This window comes from Mycobacterium parascrofulaceum ATCC BAA-614 (assembly GCF_000164135.1).
GTDB lineage: Bacteria > Actinomycetota > Actinomycetes > Mycobacteriales > Mycobacteriaceae > Mycobacterium > Mycobacterium parascrofulaceum.
In genome coordinates this window covers 124,175-140,192 of record NZ_GG770557.1, presented here as the reverse complement: position 1 = coordinate 140,192, position 16,018 = coordinate 124,175, and the positions used below count along the sequence as shown (strand labels likewise).

The following is a 16,018-nucleotide window of genomic DNA, read 5'->3' as shown; positions in this document are numbered from 1 at the left end:
TCGATGGAGCCGTCTGATCCGATCCGTGAATCCGTGCCCGCGGAGGTCTGGGCGCGGGTGATGCCGGCGGTAATCGACGAGCTGACCCGTTGGGGTGTCGAGCGGTTCAGCATCGAGGCCCTGTCCGAGCGTCACCACCTCGACGCGGCGATGGTCTACCGGTACTGGGGAGATCGGCGTCAACTCATCGTCGATGCCGTGCTTGCCGACGTCGAGAAGGTGAGCTCGGGAACCGACACCGGCTCGCTGCGCGGCGACCTCTTGGCCTTGGCCAGTAACGTGACCAATCAGATCAACGGCGAACTCGGCCGCTCTCTCCTGCGCGCGCTGGTGATGGACCGCCGCGGGGGGCACGACGAAGCCACCCGAGTGAGGTTCTGGCGGCTGCATTTCGCCGCGATGCGCGCGGTGGTGGACCGGGCCAGGGATCGGGGCGAATTGCGCGAGGGCGTCAACACCCTGGCCGCGGTGCAGATCCTGCTGGCGCCGCTCAACATTCGCGCCCTGTATTCCGACGTTCCAATCGACGACGACTATTGCGCGGCCATCGTCGACCTGGCGTGGCATGCCCTGGCCCGCAGATGACGGTGATCGCGTCGGCCGCGTAGCATCCCCGTATGAGAAGGACATTCGTCGCCACCTGCGCGTTCGGTGTGATCCTCGCGTTGTTCGGGTTGATCTGGGCGCTTCAGGGATTCGGAGTGCTTGGCGGTAGCCCGATGAGCAACACCACGACCTGGTCCGTCATCGGCCCCATCACCGTGCTGGTCGGCGCCGTGATCGCGGTGGTCAGCTGGCGGAAACTCTCGTCGAAGTAGTGGGAGAAGGGTGCGTCACGTCCCGGCCACGGTGAAGTCGACCGTGTGCCAGCCGGTGGCGCCGTCGGGGACGGGGGCGGCCGTATCGGCGGTCTGGGTGGCTCCGGTGTTGTCGGTGGCGCGCACGGTGATGGTGTGCCTCCCGGGGGTTTTCGCCTCCCAGGGAAAGCTCCACAGCCGCCACGTTTCGTTGGAGTAACTCGCGCCCTGTTCGGCGGGCTGCCACCCGCCGTCGTCGATGCGGACTTCCACGGCCCGCACCCCACGATTCTGTGCCCACGCGACCCCGCCGAACACCACGGGGCCGATCGGCACCCGCTGACCATCCTTCGGCACATCGATCCGCGACTCGGTCTTGATGGGTGCGCGCGGCGCCCAGCCCTGCCGCGTCCAGTACGCCTCTGCTTTGTCGAAGCGGGTCAGCTCCAGATCGACGACCCACTTGGTGGCCGACACGTACCCATAGAGCCCGGGCACGACCAGCCGGGCCGGATAGCCATGTTCGATCGGCAGGGGCTGACCGTTGAGGGCGACCGCGAGCAGCGCGTCGCGGCCATCGGTGAGTGCAGCCACCGGTGTGCCGGCGGTGAACCCGTCGATCGACGTCGAGAGCGCCATGTCGGCGTCCGGGTGCACGCCGGCCGCCGCGAGCAGATCGGCCACTCGGTAGCCTGCCCAGATTCCGGTCGAGATAAGTGGGCCGCCAACGGGATTGGATACGCAGGTTAGCGTCACTACCTTTTCGACGACGTCAAAGCCGGCGAGGTCGGCGAGGCTGTATGTCGCTTCGCGGTTCACCATGCCGTGGATGCGCAGACGCCAGTCGCCGTGGCTGAGCTGGGGAACGGTGAGCGCTGTGTCCACCCGGTAGAAGTCGGCGCTGGGAGTGACGAAGCTCGGCAGCGCAACGCCTTTCGGTTGCACGTCGGCCGGTATCGGGGGCGCCGACAAGCGCGGCCGGGGAAGCGTGAAGCTGTTGCGGTCGGCGGCCACCGAATGCACCAACCGCGTGATGACCGCACCCGCCACGCCGCTCAGTACGCCGAATCCGAGCAGTCCCAGCACGATTAACCTTCGCCTGTCCGCCTCTGGTTTGTCGTGGTCATCGGTGTCTTCAGGGTCTCCCGGGCCGGGCTCGAACCGGCGGGTGAGCAGGCGCAGGGCCGCCACCCCGCAGGCTGTGCCCGCGATGGTGGGAATCGTGTCGAGTGGCGTCGCGCCCTGCCGCGACAGCACGGCGACGCACCCGAGCGCGCCGGCCGCGGCGATCGCGGCGCTGCCGAGCGGACGGCGCCGGGTCTCGAGGGTCCCGGCGATTGCGGCGATCGCGGCGATCACCACGAGCACGGCTACGGCTAGGAAGAGTTTGTCCAGAGAGCCCAGGGTTTGAATCGCCCATTCTTTGATGGGGCCCGGCGTCAGGTCGACGACCGCTGAGCCGATCGCGGCACGGGCATCAGCCCGCGCACCAAACGGGATGCCCACCAACTGGGCCACCCCGAGCGCGACGGCCGCGGCGGCGACCCCGGCGATCATCCGCTCGTTAGACGGCGCTTCGGCCATGGAAGTACGTTTCGCTTCAACGGGATAGGGAGATGGCGCCTTCGGGGCAGTTCCGCTCGGCGGTGACGGCCTGCGTCTCGAGGTCACCGGAGACCTCGGCGACGAGCACGACGCAGTGGCCGACCTCGTCGGCGTCGAAGACGTCGGGCGCCAGGGTGTAGCAGCGCCCGTGCCCGGTGCAGCGGTCGGCGTCGACGGCTACTTCAGTCATGGCGCCGCTCTCCCCCGCAAGCGGGAGGTGCCCCCACCTCATCGCTGCGCTCTGCATCGTCGCCGGCGCGGGTCATGGCGCCGCGAAGACCAGCGGCAGCGACTCCACCGACCGCAGTGCGGCGGTGTAGGTCAGCTGGGTGCCGGGCTTGATCTCGTAATCCGGTATGCGCCGGTGGAATTCGCGCAACGCCACCCGCAGCTCCATGCGGGCCAGGTGGGAACCGAGGCAGCGGTGCGGGCCGCCGCCGAATGCGCGGTGCCGGTTCGGGTTGCGGGTGAAGTCCACCAACTCGGGGTCGGCGAACTCCGCGGGGTCGGTGTTGGCCGCTCCCAGCAGCGGGCTGACCCGCTCACCCTTGCTGATCGGGCACCCGCCCACCTCGACGTCCTGGATGGCGACGCGGGCGACGCCGGGCACCGGTGTCTCCCACCGCAACAACTCCTCGACCGCGCTGGGCAGCACCTCGGGCCGCTCGACCAGCTGATGGCGGTGGTCGGGGTGGCGCGCGAGGTACACGAAGAAGCAGTCGAGCGAGTCGGTGACCGTGTCCAGCCCGGCGATCAAAAACAGGAAGCAGATATCGAGCAGCTCCTCGCGCGACAGCGGCTGGCCGGCGACGTCGGCCGCGATCATCGCCGACAGCACGTCGTCGCGCGGGCTGGCGATGTGCTCGTCGATCGCGCGGTCGAAGTAGTCGTAGATCTCTTGGGCCACCGCGGCGGAACTCTCGTGCCGGCGATCGAAGCCCGAGTCGCCCTCCGGCCGGATCACGCAGTCCTTCCATTCCAGGAACCGGTCGAGGTCTTCCAGCGGCAATCCGAGCAACTGCAGAAAGACGGTGCACGGCAACGGCACCGCGAACTCCGCGTGGAAGTCGCATTCGCCCCGAGCGGCGAAGCGGTCGATCATCTCGTTCACCAACTCGGTGACGCCGGGTTCGCGCCGGGCCATCTCCCGCGGGGTGAACAACGGGTCGAGCACGCGGCGGTACTTCGCGTGTTCGGGCGGGTCGATCTGCAGGGGGATCAGGGGCCGCACGTTGCCCAGATCGACCGCGTCCATGTTCGACGAGAACAGCTCGGTGTGCTTGAGCGCCATCTCGATGTCGGCCAGGCGGCTGAGAACGACCGCCTGCGGCGAGCGGAACACCGGGCTCGTTTCCCGCAACGCCTTGTACATCGGCTGCGGCTCCGCGAGGCCGGTCACCGTTTGGTCGACGAACCCTTCGGTATCTGTCATCTGGTCAGACTGGCACCAACGCTCCCGCCGGGCAATGGTCAATGCTAAGCGGTCGCACAATCGGCGCCGGGGCGGTCAACTGTGCAGGTGAAGCCGCTCGCCGTGCGGCCCGAAGATCACGATAGCCTCCACCGGGCCGTCGACCGCCCCGAACCAGTGCGGTGTCCAGGTGGAGAACTCGACCGCCTCGCCCGGCGCGATGGCGAAGTCGCGGTCGCCCAGCACGAGCCGCATCCGGCCGGACAGGACGTACATCCAGTCCTGGCCCTCGTGCACCGGCAGCTCCGCCGGCGGGGTGCGGCGCCGGGCGCTGACCCGGACCTTGAACGCGTGCAGGCCGCCGGCGGGACCCTGGCGCGTCAGCGGCCAATACGTGACCCCGTGGTGCGTGCGCGCGGCGCCGCGCACCCGCGGGTCGTTCGCCTCGGCGGGCTGCAACAACTCGTCGGTGCTGACGGACAGCGCCCGCGCGAGCCGCGGCAGGTGATCCAGCGCCAGCCGGCGCTTTCCGGACTCGAGGCGCGAAAGCGTCGAGATGTCGATCCCGGCAATTGCGCCCACCTCCTGCAACGTCATACCGCGCTGCATGCGCAGCTCCCGTAGCCGCCGGCGCACCTGGAGATCGATGTCGGGGGCGGTCTTTGCCTGCATGGCAAACAAGCTTGGCAATCAGGTCGCGGCTGGGCAAGCTCATGGGTATGGAAACTTCTTGCCAATCCGATGATGCCCGGCGGTTCTGGGAAGATCGCTACGGCTCGACCGAACGGGTGTGGAGCGGGCGGGTCAATCCGCGCCTCGCCGAGGTGGCCGCTGACCTGCCCGCGGGCCGGGCGCTCGACCTCGGCTGCGGCGAGGGCGCCGACGCGCTGTGGCTCGCCGAGCGCGGCTGGCGCGTGGTGGCGGTCGACGTCTCGGCCACCGCGCTGCGACGGGCGACCGAGGCCGCCTCGCAACGGAACCTGCTCGCGCAGATCGACTTTCAGTGCCACGACCTCAACGAGAGCTTCCCCGACGGGATGTTCGACCTGGTGTCGGCCCAGTACCTGCACTCGCCGGCCCGGCTCGACCGCGAGGAAGTGCTCCGGCGGGCGGCCGAGCACGTGAATCCCGGTGGTGCGCTGCTGATCGTCGACCACGCGGCGCCCCCGCCCTGGGCGGAGCACCACGACCACTCCTTTCCCGGCATCGACGAGGTCCTCGCGTCGTTGCGGCTGGACAGCGCCTGGACTGCGGCGCGTACCGAGACAGCGGAACGGGAGACGGTCGGACCCGACGGTCGAGCCGCGACCCTGCGGGACAACGTGATCGTCCTGCGGCGAGGCGGATAACGCTCAGGCCGCGTCGTGAAAGATCAGCCCCAGGGCATAGCGCTCGCCGGAACGCACCACCGACACACCGTGGCGCACCGGTGCGGCAGACCAGCCGCGGCTCGAGGCCACCGGCCGCTCCCGCGTGGTGAACACGAAGCCGTGCCCCTGCGGCAATTGCGTTGCGGTGCCCCGCGACTGCGCCCGGGGCCGCTGTTCGACGAGTAGGAACTCACCGCCGGTGTAGTCGGCGCCGGGGTCGCTCAGGTTGATCACCACCTGCAGCGGAAAGACCAAGTCCCCGTACAGGTCTCGATGCAGGGCGTTCCAGTCGCCCGGGCCGTACTTCAGCATGAGCGCGGTGGACCTGGTTTGGCCGGCCGCGTGGCAGGTCGCCAGCCAATCGTCGAGGCTGCCCGGCCAGGGCGCGTCGCGGCCCAGCTTGCCCCACCAGTCGCGGGCGATCGGCAACAGCCGCGGATACAGCGCCTGTTTGAGCTCCTCGATCGGCTCGGGATAGGGCGCCCGGAAGTAGCGATACTGTCCGGCGCCGTACCGCCGGGGCGCCATGTCGACGGTCGAGCGGAACAGGCCGTCGTCGCTGTAGAGCTTGCGCAGTCTCGCCGCCTCGCCGCCGGTGACGAGGCGCGGCAGCAACGCCCCGCCGTACTCGGCGACCGCGGCGGCGATGCCGTCCCAGTCGCCGGAGTCGACGCGCTTCTTCCAGCGGGACATCGGTGCCCTTCCGTGTGCCGGTGTGCGAGGTGCCGGCCTCGAGGTCCACGATAGAGGCGTCGCGGGGCCGGCCGGCAATGGTTGCTGGCCCCCGCATCGCGCAGGTAGTACCGTGGATCGTCGCGGACGAGTTGGCCGGGCGGCCGCGGACCGTCGCGAGGCGGTTCGAGGAAAGTCCGGACTTCACAGAGCAGGGTGATTGCTAACGGCAATCCGAGGTGACTCGCGGGACAGTGCCACAGAAAGCAGACCGCCACCCTCGCGGTGGTAAGGGTGAAACGGTGCGGTAAGAGCGCACCAGCGCCCCGGGTGACCGGGGCGGCTAGGCAAACCCCACCCGAAGCAAGGCCAAGAAGGCCGCACCGAAAGGTGCGGCCGCGCAGGCGTCCGAGGGTTGCTCGCCCGAGCCTGCGGGTAGGCCGCTCGAGGCACCCGGTGACGGTGTGTCCAGATGGATGGTCGCCGCTGTGCGCGTCCGGTCTCCGGAGGCGCACAGAACAGAATCCGGCTTACAGGCCAACTCGTCCGCCCCGCGCGATGCCTCCGCGAAACTGTATTCCGCGACGCGTTCGCCGAGTAAACCCGTCGCCAGTTACAGTCTCGCGGGGCTCAGCCGGCCTTGCGCACCGCCTTAGCGAGCTTGCGCAACGCGTCGTCGAGCTGCTGCTCGCACCGCTCGGCCAGGTCGGCCTCCTGTTGATACAGCAGGCCGTAGGTGAAGGTGTCCTCGCCGGCCGCGTACGCGGCTTCGGATTCGTGCCGCAGGTGTTCGCGGCTGACCACGCTGTCCTGGTGATCACCGAGCAGCGACTGGACGGCCTTCGCCCGCTCGGACACCTTGTCCGCGCCGGTGGCCGCCGCGGTGTAGCGAAGTCGCTTGGCCCGCTTGCGGATCCGGTGTATCGCCTCGTCGCGCTCGTGCGGATGGTCCGGATGTTGCGGGTCGACCCCGGCGGCGGCCCTGGCGGCCTTGCGCACCTTCTTGTAGGCGGCGTCGATGGTGACCGGCGCGTGTTCCTCGCCTTCCTCACCCGCGACGCTGCCGGGGGGCTGGGCGGCGATCGCCTCGAGGGCGTCGAGCAGCCGGAAGTAGCGCTGCGACCGCATCGCGATCAGCGACCGGCGCAGCCCGGTCTGGTAGCGACGCTGGGCGCCGCCGACCAACCGTTCGTGCACCGGTCCCCGCACCAAATCCGGTGCCAGCCCGTCCAAGTCGCGCTCGTAACGCTCGGCGAGCACCTCGGCGTCGCGCGCGATGCCCAGGATGCCGGCCAGCTCGCGCAGTTCGTCGAGGACCCATCCGTCGTCGGGCAGTCCGAACGCTTCCTGGTAGTCGCGCAGCAGGCTGCGCAGCTTGCGGGTGGTGACCCGCATCTGGTGTACGGAGTCGAAGGCGTCGGCCCGCACGGCGCGATCCCACACCAGCAGTTCGCGAATCTGCTCGGCCACCGCGCGCTGCAGCGGGTGCTCGGCGGGCTGGGTGCCGTTGGGCGGTGGCGCCGCGCCGAGCACCCGCGCGAGCTTGGAGGCGTGGCCGGCGGGCGCGGCGCCGGCGTCGAGCAGCCGGTTGCCCAACCGGTTCAGCAGGTCGGTGTCGGGGGTCCCGTTCGTCGCCTCACGTGTCTCGATGAGTTCGAGTTCCCACTCGCGCCACTCCTGCTGGGTGGGCTCCAAGTCGGCGTCGTCGGTGCGCTGGGCCGACCACGCGGTGACGTGGTCGTTGCAGAACTCCGCCAGCGGAGTGCCGTCGGCGGCGTACAACACCTGGGTTTCGCGCCGGGTGGTGATGCGCGCGACCGGTTCCAGCGGGCGGTCGCGGACGATCGCCAGCACGACGTCCACCAACTCCTCCGGCACGGTGTCGGGCCCGGACGCGTCCAACGGCACCCGGACCTCGGTGCGGACTTCAGGCCCGGCCGGCAGCTTCAGGTGCCACCCCGCGTCGGAGCCGCCGGTGCGGCGGCGCAGCGTGATCTTGTTGCGGGCGAGGTCCTGTGTCGCGGTGTCGAAGTACGTCGCGTCCAGCGTCTGAGTCGGCGTCTTGTCGACGCGCGCCACCGCGGCGATGCCCTCGAAAGAGGGTGACACGGTGGACTCGCCGACGTCGAACTTGCGCTCGACCTCGAGATGGCGCGAGGTTTGCGGCGCTTTTGCAGGCATTTTCGGCTCCGTTGAGGGCGCGTGGCCGCGGCCTTGAACGTCTGGACGGTGGTGATGGGCTCCCATAGCCTGCCATACCGCGGCGGCGCGAAGGGCGGCGACGGCCTCGGTGTTACGGCGGCGGGGGAGGAGGCGTGGTGTCCTCCGGCAGCGGCGCGTACGCGGCCGGCGGCGGGACGTAGCGGGCGATGGTGTCGCCGATGTCGGTGCAGCCGCTCACCGAGATGCGCCGGCCGGCGCCCACGCACACGGTCGCCTCCGCGCGGTCGGTGGAATGCGTGACGACGAGGATTCCCGGAACCGACGCCGTTGCCGCCAACACCAGCGCGATCCGGCGGCGGGCAGTCGTCCCCGAACTTCTTCTTGCCACCGTGAACCCCCTCGAGTCATCGCCGTGGGCGGACGAAGAATTGGAGTATATCGACGCCCCGATCGGAGGCGGTCGAAATTGATTGCCGGGCCCCGCAATTGTTCCGCGCCGGAATGCCGCATGCGCGGCCCGAAAACCGCTTATGGTTTTGCCGTACGGGTCGGCTTTCGGATGCGGATATGAAGGAGCGCTCCATGGTGTCATTTGCCCGCGGCATGTCGCGAGTATTTGCCGGCGCAATCGCGGCCGGCGCGGCCGGTGTGGCAATGCTTTTCACCGGCGCCGTCACCGCCGCCGGCCCGGTGGGTGCGGATGGGGGAATGGACGCGCCCGAGCCGGCCCCGGCGCCCTCGCCGGCGCCCAACTGCACGGCGGCCGACCTCGCCCAGGTATCCGCGGGTGTCGCCGCCGCGACGTCGGCGTACCTGTTCACCCACCCCGACGTGAACGACTACTTCACCAGCCTGCGCGGCCAGCCCCGGGCCGACGCCCGCGACCAGCTCAAGCAGTACATGGACGCCAACCCGCAGACGCACGCCGACCTGGAGGGCATTCGCCAGCCGCTGACCGATTTTCACAATCGGTGTCAGTAGCTCAGCTGGGCGGCGGGTCCTCGCGGAGATGCATCGCCAGCCCGCCCAGCCGGCGGATGGTCTGAATCTCGGGATCGCGGAACGGCCGTCCGTCGGGCGCGAGCAGGTCGTGGAACCACTCGGCGGGCATCGCCGTGTACGGGTGCTCCCATGAATCCCAGGGGAAGAACGTCTGGGTCTTCCCGGCGACCAGCCCCCAGTTGAACGCGCCGACGTTGTGGCGCTTCGCGACGGGCAGCACATCCGGCACGGTGCTGCCCAGCGGGCGGGCCATGTATTCGGTGCACAGGATGGGGCGCCCCTGCGGGGTGAGCTCGGCGATGCGGCTCTCGAATTCCGCCGGCCCGGCGTACGAGTGGAACGTGATCACGTCGGAGTTGTCCAGCTGGATGCCGCTGATCGCGCTGCGGCTCCCGGCATCGGCCCACTCGCCGTCCCACACGCCGCTCGTCAGCGGTTGGCATGGATCGACGGAACGCGCCCAGCCGAACACCTGGGGGAGGAGATCGGCCACCAGGTACAGTTTGTCGGCCCGCTCGACCGAGCGGTAGTACTTCGACGGATTGTCGGGCTCGTTCCACAGGTCCCAGCCCAAGACGCGGTCGTCGGAGCGGAATTGGGTCAGCACCCCGGTCACGTAGCTGCGCAGGGTCTTCAGGTAACCGCGGTCACCCAGGCGTTGCGCGCCCGGGCTTTGCACCCAACCGGAGTTGTGCACGCCGGGCGTCGGCGCGCGCTGCGGGCCGGCCTCGGGGTGCGGATCCCAACAGGAATCGAACAAGACGAACAGCGGCCTGATGTCGTGGCGGGCCGCGATGTCGACGAACTGGGCCAGGCGGATCTGCAGGCCCCGGGGATCTTGCGCCCAGAGCAGGTCGTGCAGGAAGACCCGCACCGCGTTGAGGCCGGTGGCCCGGGCCCAGCCCAGTTCGGTGTCGATGCGGCGGGCGTCGAACGTCTCGCGCTGAAACATCTCCAGCTGGTTGATCGCGTTCGACGTGATGAAGTTCGCCCCGACCGGCCAGCCCTGCGCCTCATACCACCGGTTCGCGCGCTCGGGAGACCAGCGGCTTGCCTGCGGCGAGGTGCCAGGCGCGGGTTTCGCGGCCGCGCGAGGTGCTCGGGCCAGTGCAGCGCCTCCTGCCAACAACAGCGGTAGCTTCAGCACCGTTCGGCGGTGCACGAAGTCACCAGGAATCCCCCGGTCGATGTGTTCACCCTTGCTCTCGAAGTCGAGACTCTATCCAAGGGCAATCGTACCCGCCTGCCACACAACGAGTTTCGCTTTTCGTCAGGAACGGGCAGGAGTGGGCCGGGCGCGGGGGTCAGAAGCAGTGTTCGTCGGCGGGGAAGGTCTCTTCGGCCACCTCTTGCGCATATTGCATTGCGGCCCGGCGCAATTCCCCGCCGATGTCGGCGAACCGCTTGACGAACCGGGCGGCCTTGCCGCTGCTGACGCCGGCCATGTCCTGCCAGACCAGGACCTGGCCGTCGCAGCTGGGGCCGGCCCCGATCCCGACGGTCGGGATGGTCAGCTTGCCGGTGATCTGGGTGGCCAGGTCGGCGGGCACCATCTCCATGACGACACAGAACGCCCCGGCTTCGGCGACGGCGATCGCGTCGGCGACCGTCTGCTCGGCGGCGTCCCCGCGGCCCTGCACCCGGAAGCCACCCAGGCTGTTCACGCTCTGCGGCGTGAAGCCGATGTGCGCCATCACGGGAATGCCCGCCGCGGTGAGGCAGGCGATCTGCTCGGCCACCCGCTCGCCGCCCTCGAGCTTGACGGCGTGTGCGCCGCCCTCCTTCATGAATCGGGTGGCCGACGCCAGCGCGGCCGCCGGTCCCGCCTCGTAGCTGCCGAACGGCAGGTCCGCGACGACCAGGGCGTGCCGGGCGCCGCGCACGACGCCGCGGACCAGCGGAATCATTTCGTCGATCGACACCGGCACCGTGGTGTCGTAGCCGTACACCACGTTGGCGGCCGAGTCGCCGACCAGCAGGACCGGAATGCCGGCCTCGTCGAAAATGCGGGCGGTCGAATAGTCGTAGGCCGTGAGCATGGCCCACTTGTGCCCCTCGGCCTTCATCTTCTGCAGGTGGTGGGTGCGGATCTTGGTGAGCGGCTGTGCCTTTTCGGACGCGCCCGCACCATAAATGTTCTGCTCAGACATCGTTGTCCCTAGTGGTGGTCGGTTCGATCCTCGTGGCCCTCAGGTGAAGAGTTCCTGGGCGGGTCCCCGGGTTCGTCTGACGGTGCCATTCTGCCATCTCCGCTGCGCGGTTGCACCGTCCGTGTGATGTGAGACATACCATGCAGGGCATGCAGCGGCTCAGCGGACTCGACGCCAGCTTCCTCTACCTGGAGACGTCGTCGCAGCCGATGCACGTGTGCTCGATCATGGAGTTGGACGCCTCGACGATGCCCGGCGGGTACACCTTCGACCGGCTGCGCGACGCGTTGTCGCTGCGGATCAAGGCGATCCCGGAATTCCGGGAGAAGCTGGCCAACAGCCCGCTCAACCTCGATCATCCGGTCTGGGTGGACGACGACAACTTCGCGCTCGACCGTCATCTGCACCGCATCGCGCTGCCCGCGCCGGGCGGTCGGGCCGAGCTCGCGGAGATCTGCGGTCACATCGCGGAGTCGCCGCTGGACCGGCGTCGACCGCTGTGGGAGATGTGGGTGATCGAAGGCGTGGCGGGCACCCGCTCGGGCGATCCGGAAGCGCGGCTGGCGGTGATGACCAAGGTGCACCACGCCGGCGTCGACGGGGTGACCGGCGCCAACCTGATGTCGCAGCTGTGCAGCACCGAAGCCGACGCCCCGGCGCCGGAGCCGGCCGGCGGGGTGGGCGGCGCGAGCGGATGGCAGATCGCCGCCGGCGGGCTGGTCCGGTTCGCGGCCCGGCCCCTGCAGCTGGCCAATGTCGTGCCCGACACCGTGTCCTCGGCGTTGGCGACGCTGCGCCGGGCGCGCGACGGCCAGGCCATGGCGCGGCCGTTCGCCGCGCCCGCCACCGTCTTCAACGCCCGGATCACCGACCGCCGGAACCTCGCGTTCGCGGAATTGGAGCTCGACGACGTCAAGCGGGTGAAGAATCGATTCGAGGGCGTCAAAGTCAACGACGTGGTGATGGCGTTGGTTTCCGGTGTGCTGCGCCAATATCTGGCCGACCGGAACGCTTTGCCGGGCTCGTCGCTGGTGGCGTCGGTGCCGGTTTCGGTGCACGGCAAATCCGACCGCCCCGGCCGCAATCAGGTATCGGCGATGTTTTCCTGCCTGCATACCGAGATCGCCGATCCCGCGGAGCGGCTCAAGGCCATCGCGCAGGCGAATTCGATTGCCAAGGAACACAGTTCCGCGATCGGCGCGTCGCTGTTACAGGATTGGACGCAATTCGCCGCGCCGGCCGTTTTCGGCATCGCGATGCGGCTCTATGCCAGGACGCGGTTCACCGCCAGCATGCCGGTGCACAACCTGGTGGTGTCCAACGTTCCGGGCCCGCAGGTCCCGCTCCACATGCTGGGCTGCGAGGTCAAGGCGATGTACCCGCTGGGGCCCATCTTCCACGGGTCGGGACTCAACATCACCGCCATGTCGCTGCAGGGCAAGCTCGACGTCGGGTTGATCTCGTGCCCCGACCTGTTGCCGGACCTGTGGGAGATGGCCGACGAGTTCGCGCCGGCGATGGAGGAGCTGCTCGCGGCCACCCGGTAGCCGGCCGGCGGTGCCGCTCACGAAGATCTCAGGTTTCCTCTGGCAGCATATGTTGGCATGGGTCTGTCTCGCCGCGTCACGTTTGCGCGCACGCTGCTGGTCTGGACGGCGTTCGCGGCCGTGGCGCTCCTGCTCGCGGGCTGCGTGCGCGTCGTCGCCGGGCGCGCCCTGCTGGCCGAACCCAAGCTGGGGCAGGCGGTGGAGTGGACCCCGTGCCGGTCGTCCAACCCGAAGGCCAAGATTCCCGCCGGCGCGCTGTGCGGCAAGCTCGCGGTGCCCGTCGACTACGACCACCTCGACGGCGACGTCGCGACGCTGGCCATGATTCGTTTCCCGGCCACCGGGGACAAGGTCGGCTCGTTGGTGATCAACCCCGGCGGGCCCGGCGAGTCCGGCATCGAGGCCGCCCTGGGTGTCGTTCAGTCGCTGCCGAAGCGGGTCCGCGAACGGTTCGATCTGGTGGGCTTCGACCCGCGCGGGGTGGGATCGTCGCGGCCGTCCATCTGGTGCAACTCCGACGCCGACAACGACCGCCTGCGTACGGAGCCCAACGTGGACTACACCCCGGCCGGCGTCGCCCACATCGAGGACGAGACCAAGGAGTTCGTCGGCCGCTGCGTCGACAAGATGGGCAAGAACTTCCTGGCCAATGTCGGCACGGTCAACGTGGCCAGGGACCTGGACGCGATCCGCGCGGCGCTGGGCGACGACAAGTTGACCTACCTCGGTTACTCGTACGGCACCCGGATCGGCTCGGCCTACGCCGAGGCCTACCCCGACAAGGTGCGGGCGATGATCCTCGACGGCGCGGTCGACCCCAACGCCGACCCGATCGAGGCGGACCTGCGCCAGGCCAAGGGTTTTCAGGACGCGTTCAACGACTTCGCCGCGGACTGCGCGAAGCAACCGACCTGCCCGCTGGGCACCGACCCGGCCAAGGCCGTCGACGTCTACCACAGCCTGGTGGACCCGCTGGTCGACCCGAACAACCCGATGATCGGCCGGCCGGTGCCGACGAACGACCCACGGGGACTGAGCTATAGCGACGCCATCGTCGGCACGATCATGGCGCTGTATTCGCCGACGTTGTGGCACCACCTGACCGACGGGCTGAGCGAACTGGTCAACCACCGCGGCGACACCCTGCTGGCCCTGGCCGACATGTACATGCGCCGCGACGCGCACGGCCACTACACCAACGCCACCGACGCTCGGGTCGCGATCAACTGCGTCGATCAGCCGCCGATCACCGACCGCGCCAAGGTGATTGACGAAGATCGCCGCTCCCGCGAGATCGCGCCGTTCATGAGCTACGGCAGCTTCACCGGCGACGCCCCGCTGGGCACCTGCGCGTTCTGGCCGGTGCCGCCGACGAGCAAGCCGCACACCATCTCCGCGCCCGGCCTGGCCCCGACCGTGGTGGTGTCGACCACCCACGACCCCGCGACCCCCTACAAGGCCGGGGTGGACCTGGCCAATCAGCTGCGCAGCTCGCTGCTCACCTACGACGGCACCCAGCACACGGTGGTGTTCCAGGGCGACAGTTGCATCGACAACTACGTAACCGCGTATCTGGTCGGCGGCGCCACGCCGCCCAGCGGCGCAAAGTGCTAGTGCCCGTACGGGTCTGACGCCGAGCGCAATCCAACGCGCCGGGCGGCCGCAGACGAGACCAAGGCGTAACCGTTTCGCGCCGCTTCGGGTACCCGCGGCTGACACGATGACTGCCATGTCGCGCCGGAGATCCTTGAGCTCGGCGCTGCTGTCATTCGGGTTGCTGGCCGCCAACTCGGCGGTCGGACTGCCGGTCGCCGGCGCCACCCCGGAACCCGGGGCCGGGCAGACGCCCGCCCCCAAGCCGTCGGCCGCGTTGCCGCAGACGTGGGGAAGCTGCGGCCAATTCGGCACGGACACAAGCGATATCCCCACGGCGCAGTGCACAACGGTGTCGGTGCCGGTGGACTACGACAATCCGGCCGCGGGGCAGGCCAGGCTGGCGGTGATCCGGGTGCCGGCGACCGGGCAACGGATCGGCTCACTGCTGGTCAATCCGGGCGGTCCCGGCGGGTCCGCGGTCGACATGGTGGCCGGGATGGCGCCGAACCTGGACGCCACGCCCATCCGGCGCAACTTCGACCTGGTCGGCTTCGACCCGCGGGGCGTCGGCCACTCCACCCCGGCCCTGCGCTGCCGCTCGGACGCCGAGTTCGACGCCTACCGGCGCGAGCCGATGGTCGACTACAGCCCGGCCGGCGTGGCGCACATCGAACAGCTCTACCAGCAGCTGGCCCGGCAGTGCGTGAGCCGGATGGGGACGGCGTTTCTGGCCAACGTCGGCACCGCGTCGGTGGCGCGCGACATGGACATGGTCCGCCAGGCGCTGGGCGACGATCAGATCAACTACCTCGGTTACAGCTACGGCACCGAGCTGGGCACCGCCTACCTGGAGCGCTTCGGCGGCCACGTCCGGACGATGGTGCTCGACGGCGCGATCGACCCGACCGTCGGCCCGGTCGACGAGAACGTCCGGCAGATGGCGGGATTCCAAACCGCTTTCAACGACTACGCCGCCGACTGCGCGCGCTCGGCGGGCTGCCCGCTGGGCACCGACCCGGCCCAGTTCGTCAGCCGGTACCACGCGCTGGTCGACCCGCTGGTCGCCAAGCCGGGCCGCACGTCGGACCCGCGCGGCCTGAGCTACGCCGACGCGACCACCGGCACCATCAACGCGCTCTACACCCCGGCGCACTGGAAGTACCTGACCAGCGGCCTGCTCGGGCTGCAGCGCGGCACCGACGCGGGCGACCTGCTGCTGCTCGCCGACGACTACGAGGGCCGGGACCGCGGCGGGCACTACACCAACGATCAGGACGCGTTCAACGCGATCCGGTGCGTCGACGCGCCCACGCCGAAGGATGCGGCGAGCTGGGTCTCCGCGGATCAGCGCATTCGCCAGGCCGCCCCGTTCCTCAGCTACGGGCAGTTCACCGGTGACGCGCCCCGCGATCTGTGCGCGCTGTGGCCGGTGCCGGCGACCTCGACGCCGCACGTGGCGTCGCCCGCGGCGCCGGGCAAGGTCGTCGTCGTCTCCACCACGCACGACCCGGCCACGCCGTATCAGGCCGGGGTCAACCTGGCCCGCCAGCTGGGCGCCCCGCTGATCACCTACGACGCGACGCAGCACACCGCGGTGTTCAACGGGGACCAGTGTGTGGACACCGCCGTCATGCGTTATCTGGTTGCGGGCGCGCCGCCGCCCGCGTCCTACCGGTGCCAGTCCTGACCGCACTGAGCAGCCTGT

At 69.6% G+C, this 16,018-nt stretch carries 16 protein-coding genes and 1 other RNA gene; 8 read left to right on the top strand and 9 right to left on the bottom strand.

From position 1 onward, the window contains the following. Positions 1–3 precede the first annotated feature (3 nt). Together HMPREF0591_RS22010 and HMPREF0591_RS22005 are read left to right on the top strand one after the other, a co-directional pair. A complete protein-coding gene (locus HMPREF0591_RS22010) occupies positions 4–585 on the top strand; it encodes a TetR-like C-terminal domain-containing protein (protein ID WP_007170871.1) in 582 nt (193 codons plus the stop codon). Between the two features lie 32 nt (positions 586–617). Next, positions 618–818 (top strand): hypothetical protein, encoded by a 201-nt coding sequence (locus HMPREF0591_RS22005; protein ID WP_007170870.1) that lies wholly within the window; start codon positions 618–620, stop codon positions 816–818. Between the two features lie 15 nt (positions 819–833). Here the strand turns inward: HMPREF0591_RS22005 and HMPREF0591_RS22000 are convergent, their stop codons facing one another. From HMPREF0591_RS22000 to HMPREF0591_RS21985, 4 genes are all read right to left on the bottom strand, one after another. Next, positions 834–2,381: a molybdopterin-dependent oxidoreductase gene (locus HMPREF0591_RS22000; RefSeq protein ID WP_007170869.1), complete on the bottom strand. Its 1,548-nt coding sequence runs from the start codon at positions 2,379–2,381 to the stop codon at positions 834–836. A gap of 16 nt (positions 2,382–2,397) precedes the next feature. Beyond that, positions 2,398–2,592 carry a ferredoxin gene (locus tag HMPREF0591_RS21995; RefSeq protein WP_040623698.1) on the bottom strand — a complete coding sequence of 65 codons (195 nt, stop codon included), beginning with the start codon at positions 2,590–2,592 and terminating at the stop codon, positions 2,398–2,400. Between the two features lie 72 nt (positions 2,593–2,664). Then, a complete protein-coding gene (locus HMPREF0591_RS21990; protein WP_007170867.1) occupies positions 2,665–3,834 on the bottom strand; it encodes a cytochrome P450 in 1,170 nt (389 codons plus the stop codon). A gap of 75 nt (positions 3,835–3,909) precedes the next feature. Further along, positions 3,910–4,485, bottom strand: coding sequence for a helix-turn-helix domain-containing protein (locus HMPREF0591_RS21985; RefSeq protein ID WP_007170866.1), 576 nt, complete (start codon positions 4,483–4,485; stop codon positions 3,910–3,912). Positions 4,486–4,532: 47 nt separating this feature from the next. Here HMPREF0591_RS21985 and HMPREF0591_RS21980 point away from each other — a divergent pair, with 47 nt between their 5' ends. Further along, positions 4,533–5,162, top strand: a complete 630-nt coding sequence (locus tag HMPREF0591_RS21980; protein ID WP_040623622.1) for a class I SAM-dependent methyltransferase — start codon at positions 4,533–4,535, stop codon at positions 5,160–5,162. Positions 5,163–5,165: 3 nt separating this feature from the next. Here the strand turns inward: HMPREF0591_RS21980 and HMPREF0591_RS21975 are convergent, their stop codons facing one another. After that, positions 5,166–5,876, bottom strand: a complete 711-nt coding sequence (locus HMPREF0591_RS21975) for a 2OG-Fe(II) oxygenase (RefSeq protein WP_007170864.1) — start codon at positions 5,874–5,876, stop codon at positions 5,166–5,168. A 127-nt stretch (positions 5,877–6,003) separates the two neighbouring features. Between HMPREF0591_RS21975 and rnpB the strand changes: the two genes are divergently transcribed. Then, an RNA gene (rnpB, locus tag HMPREF0591_RS30425) (RNase P RNA component class A) lies at positions 6,004–6,404 on the top strand. A gap of 81 nt (positions 6,405–6,485) precedes the next feature. Here rnpB and HMPREF0591_RS21965 read toward each other — a convergent pair. Together HMPREF0591_RS21965 and HMPREF0591_RS21960 are read right to left on the bottom strand one after the other, a co-directional pair. Continuing rightward, positions 6,486–8,036: a CYTH and CHAD domain-containing protein gene (locus tag HMPREF0591_RS21965; RefSeq protein ID WP_007170863.1), complete on the bottom strand. Its 1,551-nt coding sequence runs from the start codon at positions 8,034–8,036 to the stop codon at positions 6,486–6,488. A 112-nt stretch (positions 8,037–8,148) separates the two neighbouring features. Continuing rightward, positions 8,149–8,406, bottom strand: coding sequence for a hypothetical protein (locus HMPREF0591_RS21960; RefSeq protein WP_040623618.1), 258 nt, complete (start codon positions 8,404–8,406; stop codon positions 8,149–8,151). Positions 8,407–8,600: 194 nt separating this feature from the next. Between HMPREF0591_RS21960 and HMPREF0591_RS21955 the strand changes: the two genes are divergently transcribed. Continuing rightward, positions 8,601–8,999: a heme-binding protein gene (locus tag HMPREF0591_RS21955; protein WP_050790119.1), complete on the top strand. Its 399-nt coding sequence runs from the start codon at positions 8,601–8,603 to the stop codon at positions 8,997–8,999. A 1-nt stretch (position 9,000) separates the two neighbouring features. On the opposite strand, the gene HMPREF0591_RS21950 is transcribed toward HMPREF0591_RS21955, so the two are convergent. After that, complete coding sequence (locus tag HMPREF0591_RS21950; protein WP_007170860.1) at positions 9,001–10,182, bottom strand: glycoside hydrolase 5 family protein; 1,182 nt, start codon at positions 10,180–10,182, stop codon at positions 9,001–9,003. Between the two features lie 142 nt (positions 10,183–10,324). Then, complete coding sequence (gene panB, locus HMPREF0591_RS21945; protein ID WP_007170859.1) at positions 10,325–11,170, bottom strand: 3-methyl-2-oxobutanoate hydroxymethyltransferase; 846 nt, start codon at positions 11,168–11,170, stop codon at positions 10,325–10,327. 149 nt (positions 11,171–11,319) lie between these two features. Between panB and HMPREF0591_RS21940 the strand changes: the two genes are divergently transcribed. The 3 genes from HMPREF0591_RS21940 (at position 11,320) to HMPREF0591_RS21930 (ending at position 16,000) form a co-directional block, all read left to right on the top strand. After that, positions 11,320–12,717 (top strand): WS/DGAT/MGAT family O-acyltransferase, encoded by a 1,398-nt coding sequence (locus tag HMPREF0591_RS21940; RefSeq protein WP_040623695.1) that lies wholly within the window; start codon positions 11,320–11,322, stop codon positions 12,715–12,717. A 57-nt stretch (positions 12,718–12,774) separates the two neighbouring features. Beyond that, positions 12,775–14,331: an alpha/beta hydrolase gene (locus HMPREF0591_RS21935; RefSeq protein ID WP_007170857.1), complete on the top strand. Its 1,557-nt coding sequence runs from the start codon at positions 12,775–12,777 to the stop codon at positions 14,329–14,331. 106 nt (positions 14,332–14,437) lie between these two features. Continuing rightward, complete coding sequence (locus HMPREF0591_RS21930; RefSeq protein WP_007170856.1) at positions 14,438–16,000, top strand: alpha/beta hydrolase; 1,563 nt, start codon at positions 14,438–14,440, stop codon at positions 15,998–16,000. The last annotated feature ends 18 nt before the right edge of the window (positions 16,001–16,018 follow it).

Bases quoted from the DNA above. Each gene is read 5' to 3' on its own strand.
- HMPREF0591_RS22010 (WP_007170871.1), top strand. From the start codon at position 4: ATGGAGCCGTCTGATCCGATCCGTGAATCCGTGCCCGCGGAGGTCTGG.
- HMPREF0591_RS22005 (WP_007170870.1), top strand. From the start codon at position 618: ATGAGAAGGACATTCGTCGCCACCTGCGCGTTCGGTGTGATCCTCGCG.
- HMPREF0591_RS22000 (WP_007170869.1), bottom strand. From the start codon at position 2,381: ATGGCCGAAGCGCCGTCTAACGAGCGGATGATCGCCGGGGTCGCCGCC.
- HMPREF0591_RS21995 (WP_040623698.1), bottom strand. From the start codon at position 2,592: ATGACTGAAGTAGCCGTCGACGCCGACCGCTGCACCGGGCACGGGCGC.
- HMPREF0591_RS21990 (WP_007170867.1), bottom strand. From the start codon at position 3,834: ATGACAGATACCGAAGGGTTCGTCGACCAAACGGTGACCGGCCTCGCG.
- HMPREF0591_RS21985 (WP_007170866.1), bottom strand. From the start codon at position 4,485: ATGCAGGCAAAGACCGCCCCCGACATCGATCTCCAGGTGCGCCGGCGG.
- HMPREF0591_RS21980 (WP_040623622.1), top strand. From the start codon at position 4,533: ATGGAAACTTCTTGCCAATCCGATGATGCCCGGCGGTTCTGGGAAGAT.
- HMPREF0591_RS21975 (WP_007170864.1), bottom strand. From the start codon at position 5,876: ATGTCCCGCTGGAAGAAGCGCGTCGACTCCGGCGACTGGGACGGCATC.
- HMPREF0591_RS21965 (WP_007170863.1), bottom strand. From the start codon at position 8,036: ATGCCTGCAAAAGCGCCGCAAACCTCGCGCCATCTCGAGGTCGAGCGC.
- HMPREF0591_RS21955 (WP_050790119.1), top strand. From the start codon at position 8,601: ATGGTGTCATTTGCCCGCGGCATGTCGCGAGTATTTGCCGGCGCAATC.
- panB (WP_007170859.1), bottom strand. From the start codon at position 11,170: ATGTCTGAGCAGAACATTTATGGTGCGGGCGCGTCCGAAAAGGCACAG.
- HMPREF0591_RS21940 (WP_040623695.1), top strand. From the start codon at position 11,320: ATGCAGCGGCTCAGCGGACTCGACGCCAGCTTCCTCTACCTGGAGACG.
- HMPREF0591_RS21935 (WP_007170857.1), top strand. From the start codon at position 12,775: ATGGGTCTGTCTCGCCGCGTCACGTTTGCGCGCACGCTGCTGGTCTGG.
- HMPREF0591_RS21930 (WP_007170856.1), top strand. From the start codon at position 14,438: ATGACTGCCATGTCGCGCCGGAGATCCTTGAGCTCGGCGCTGCTGTCA.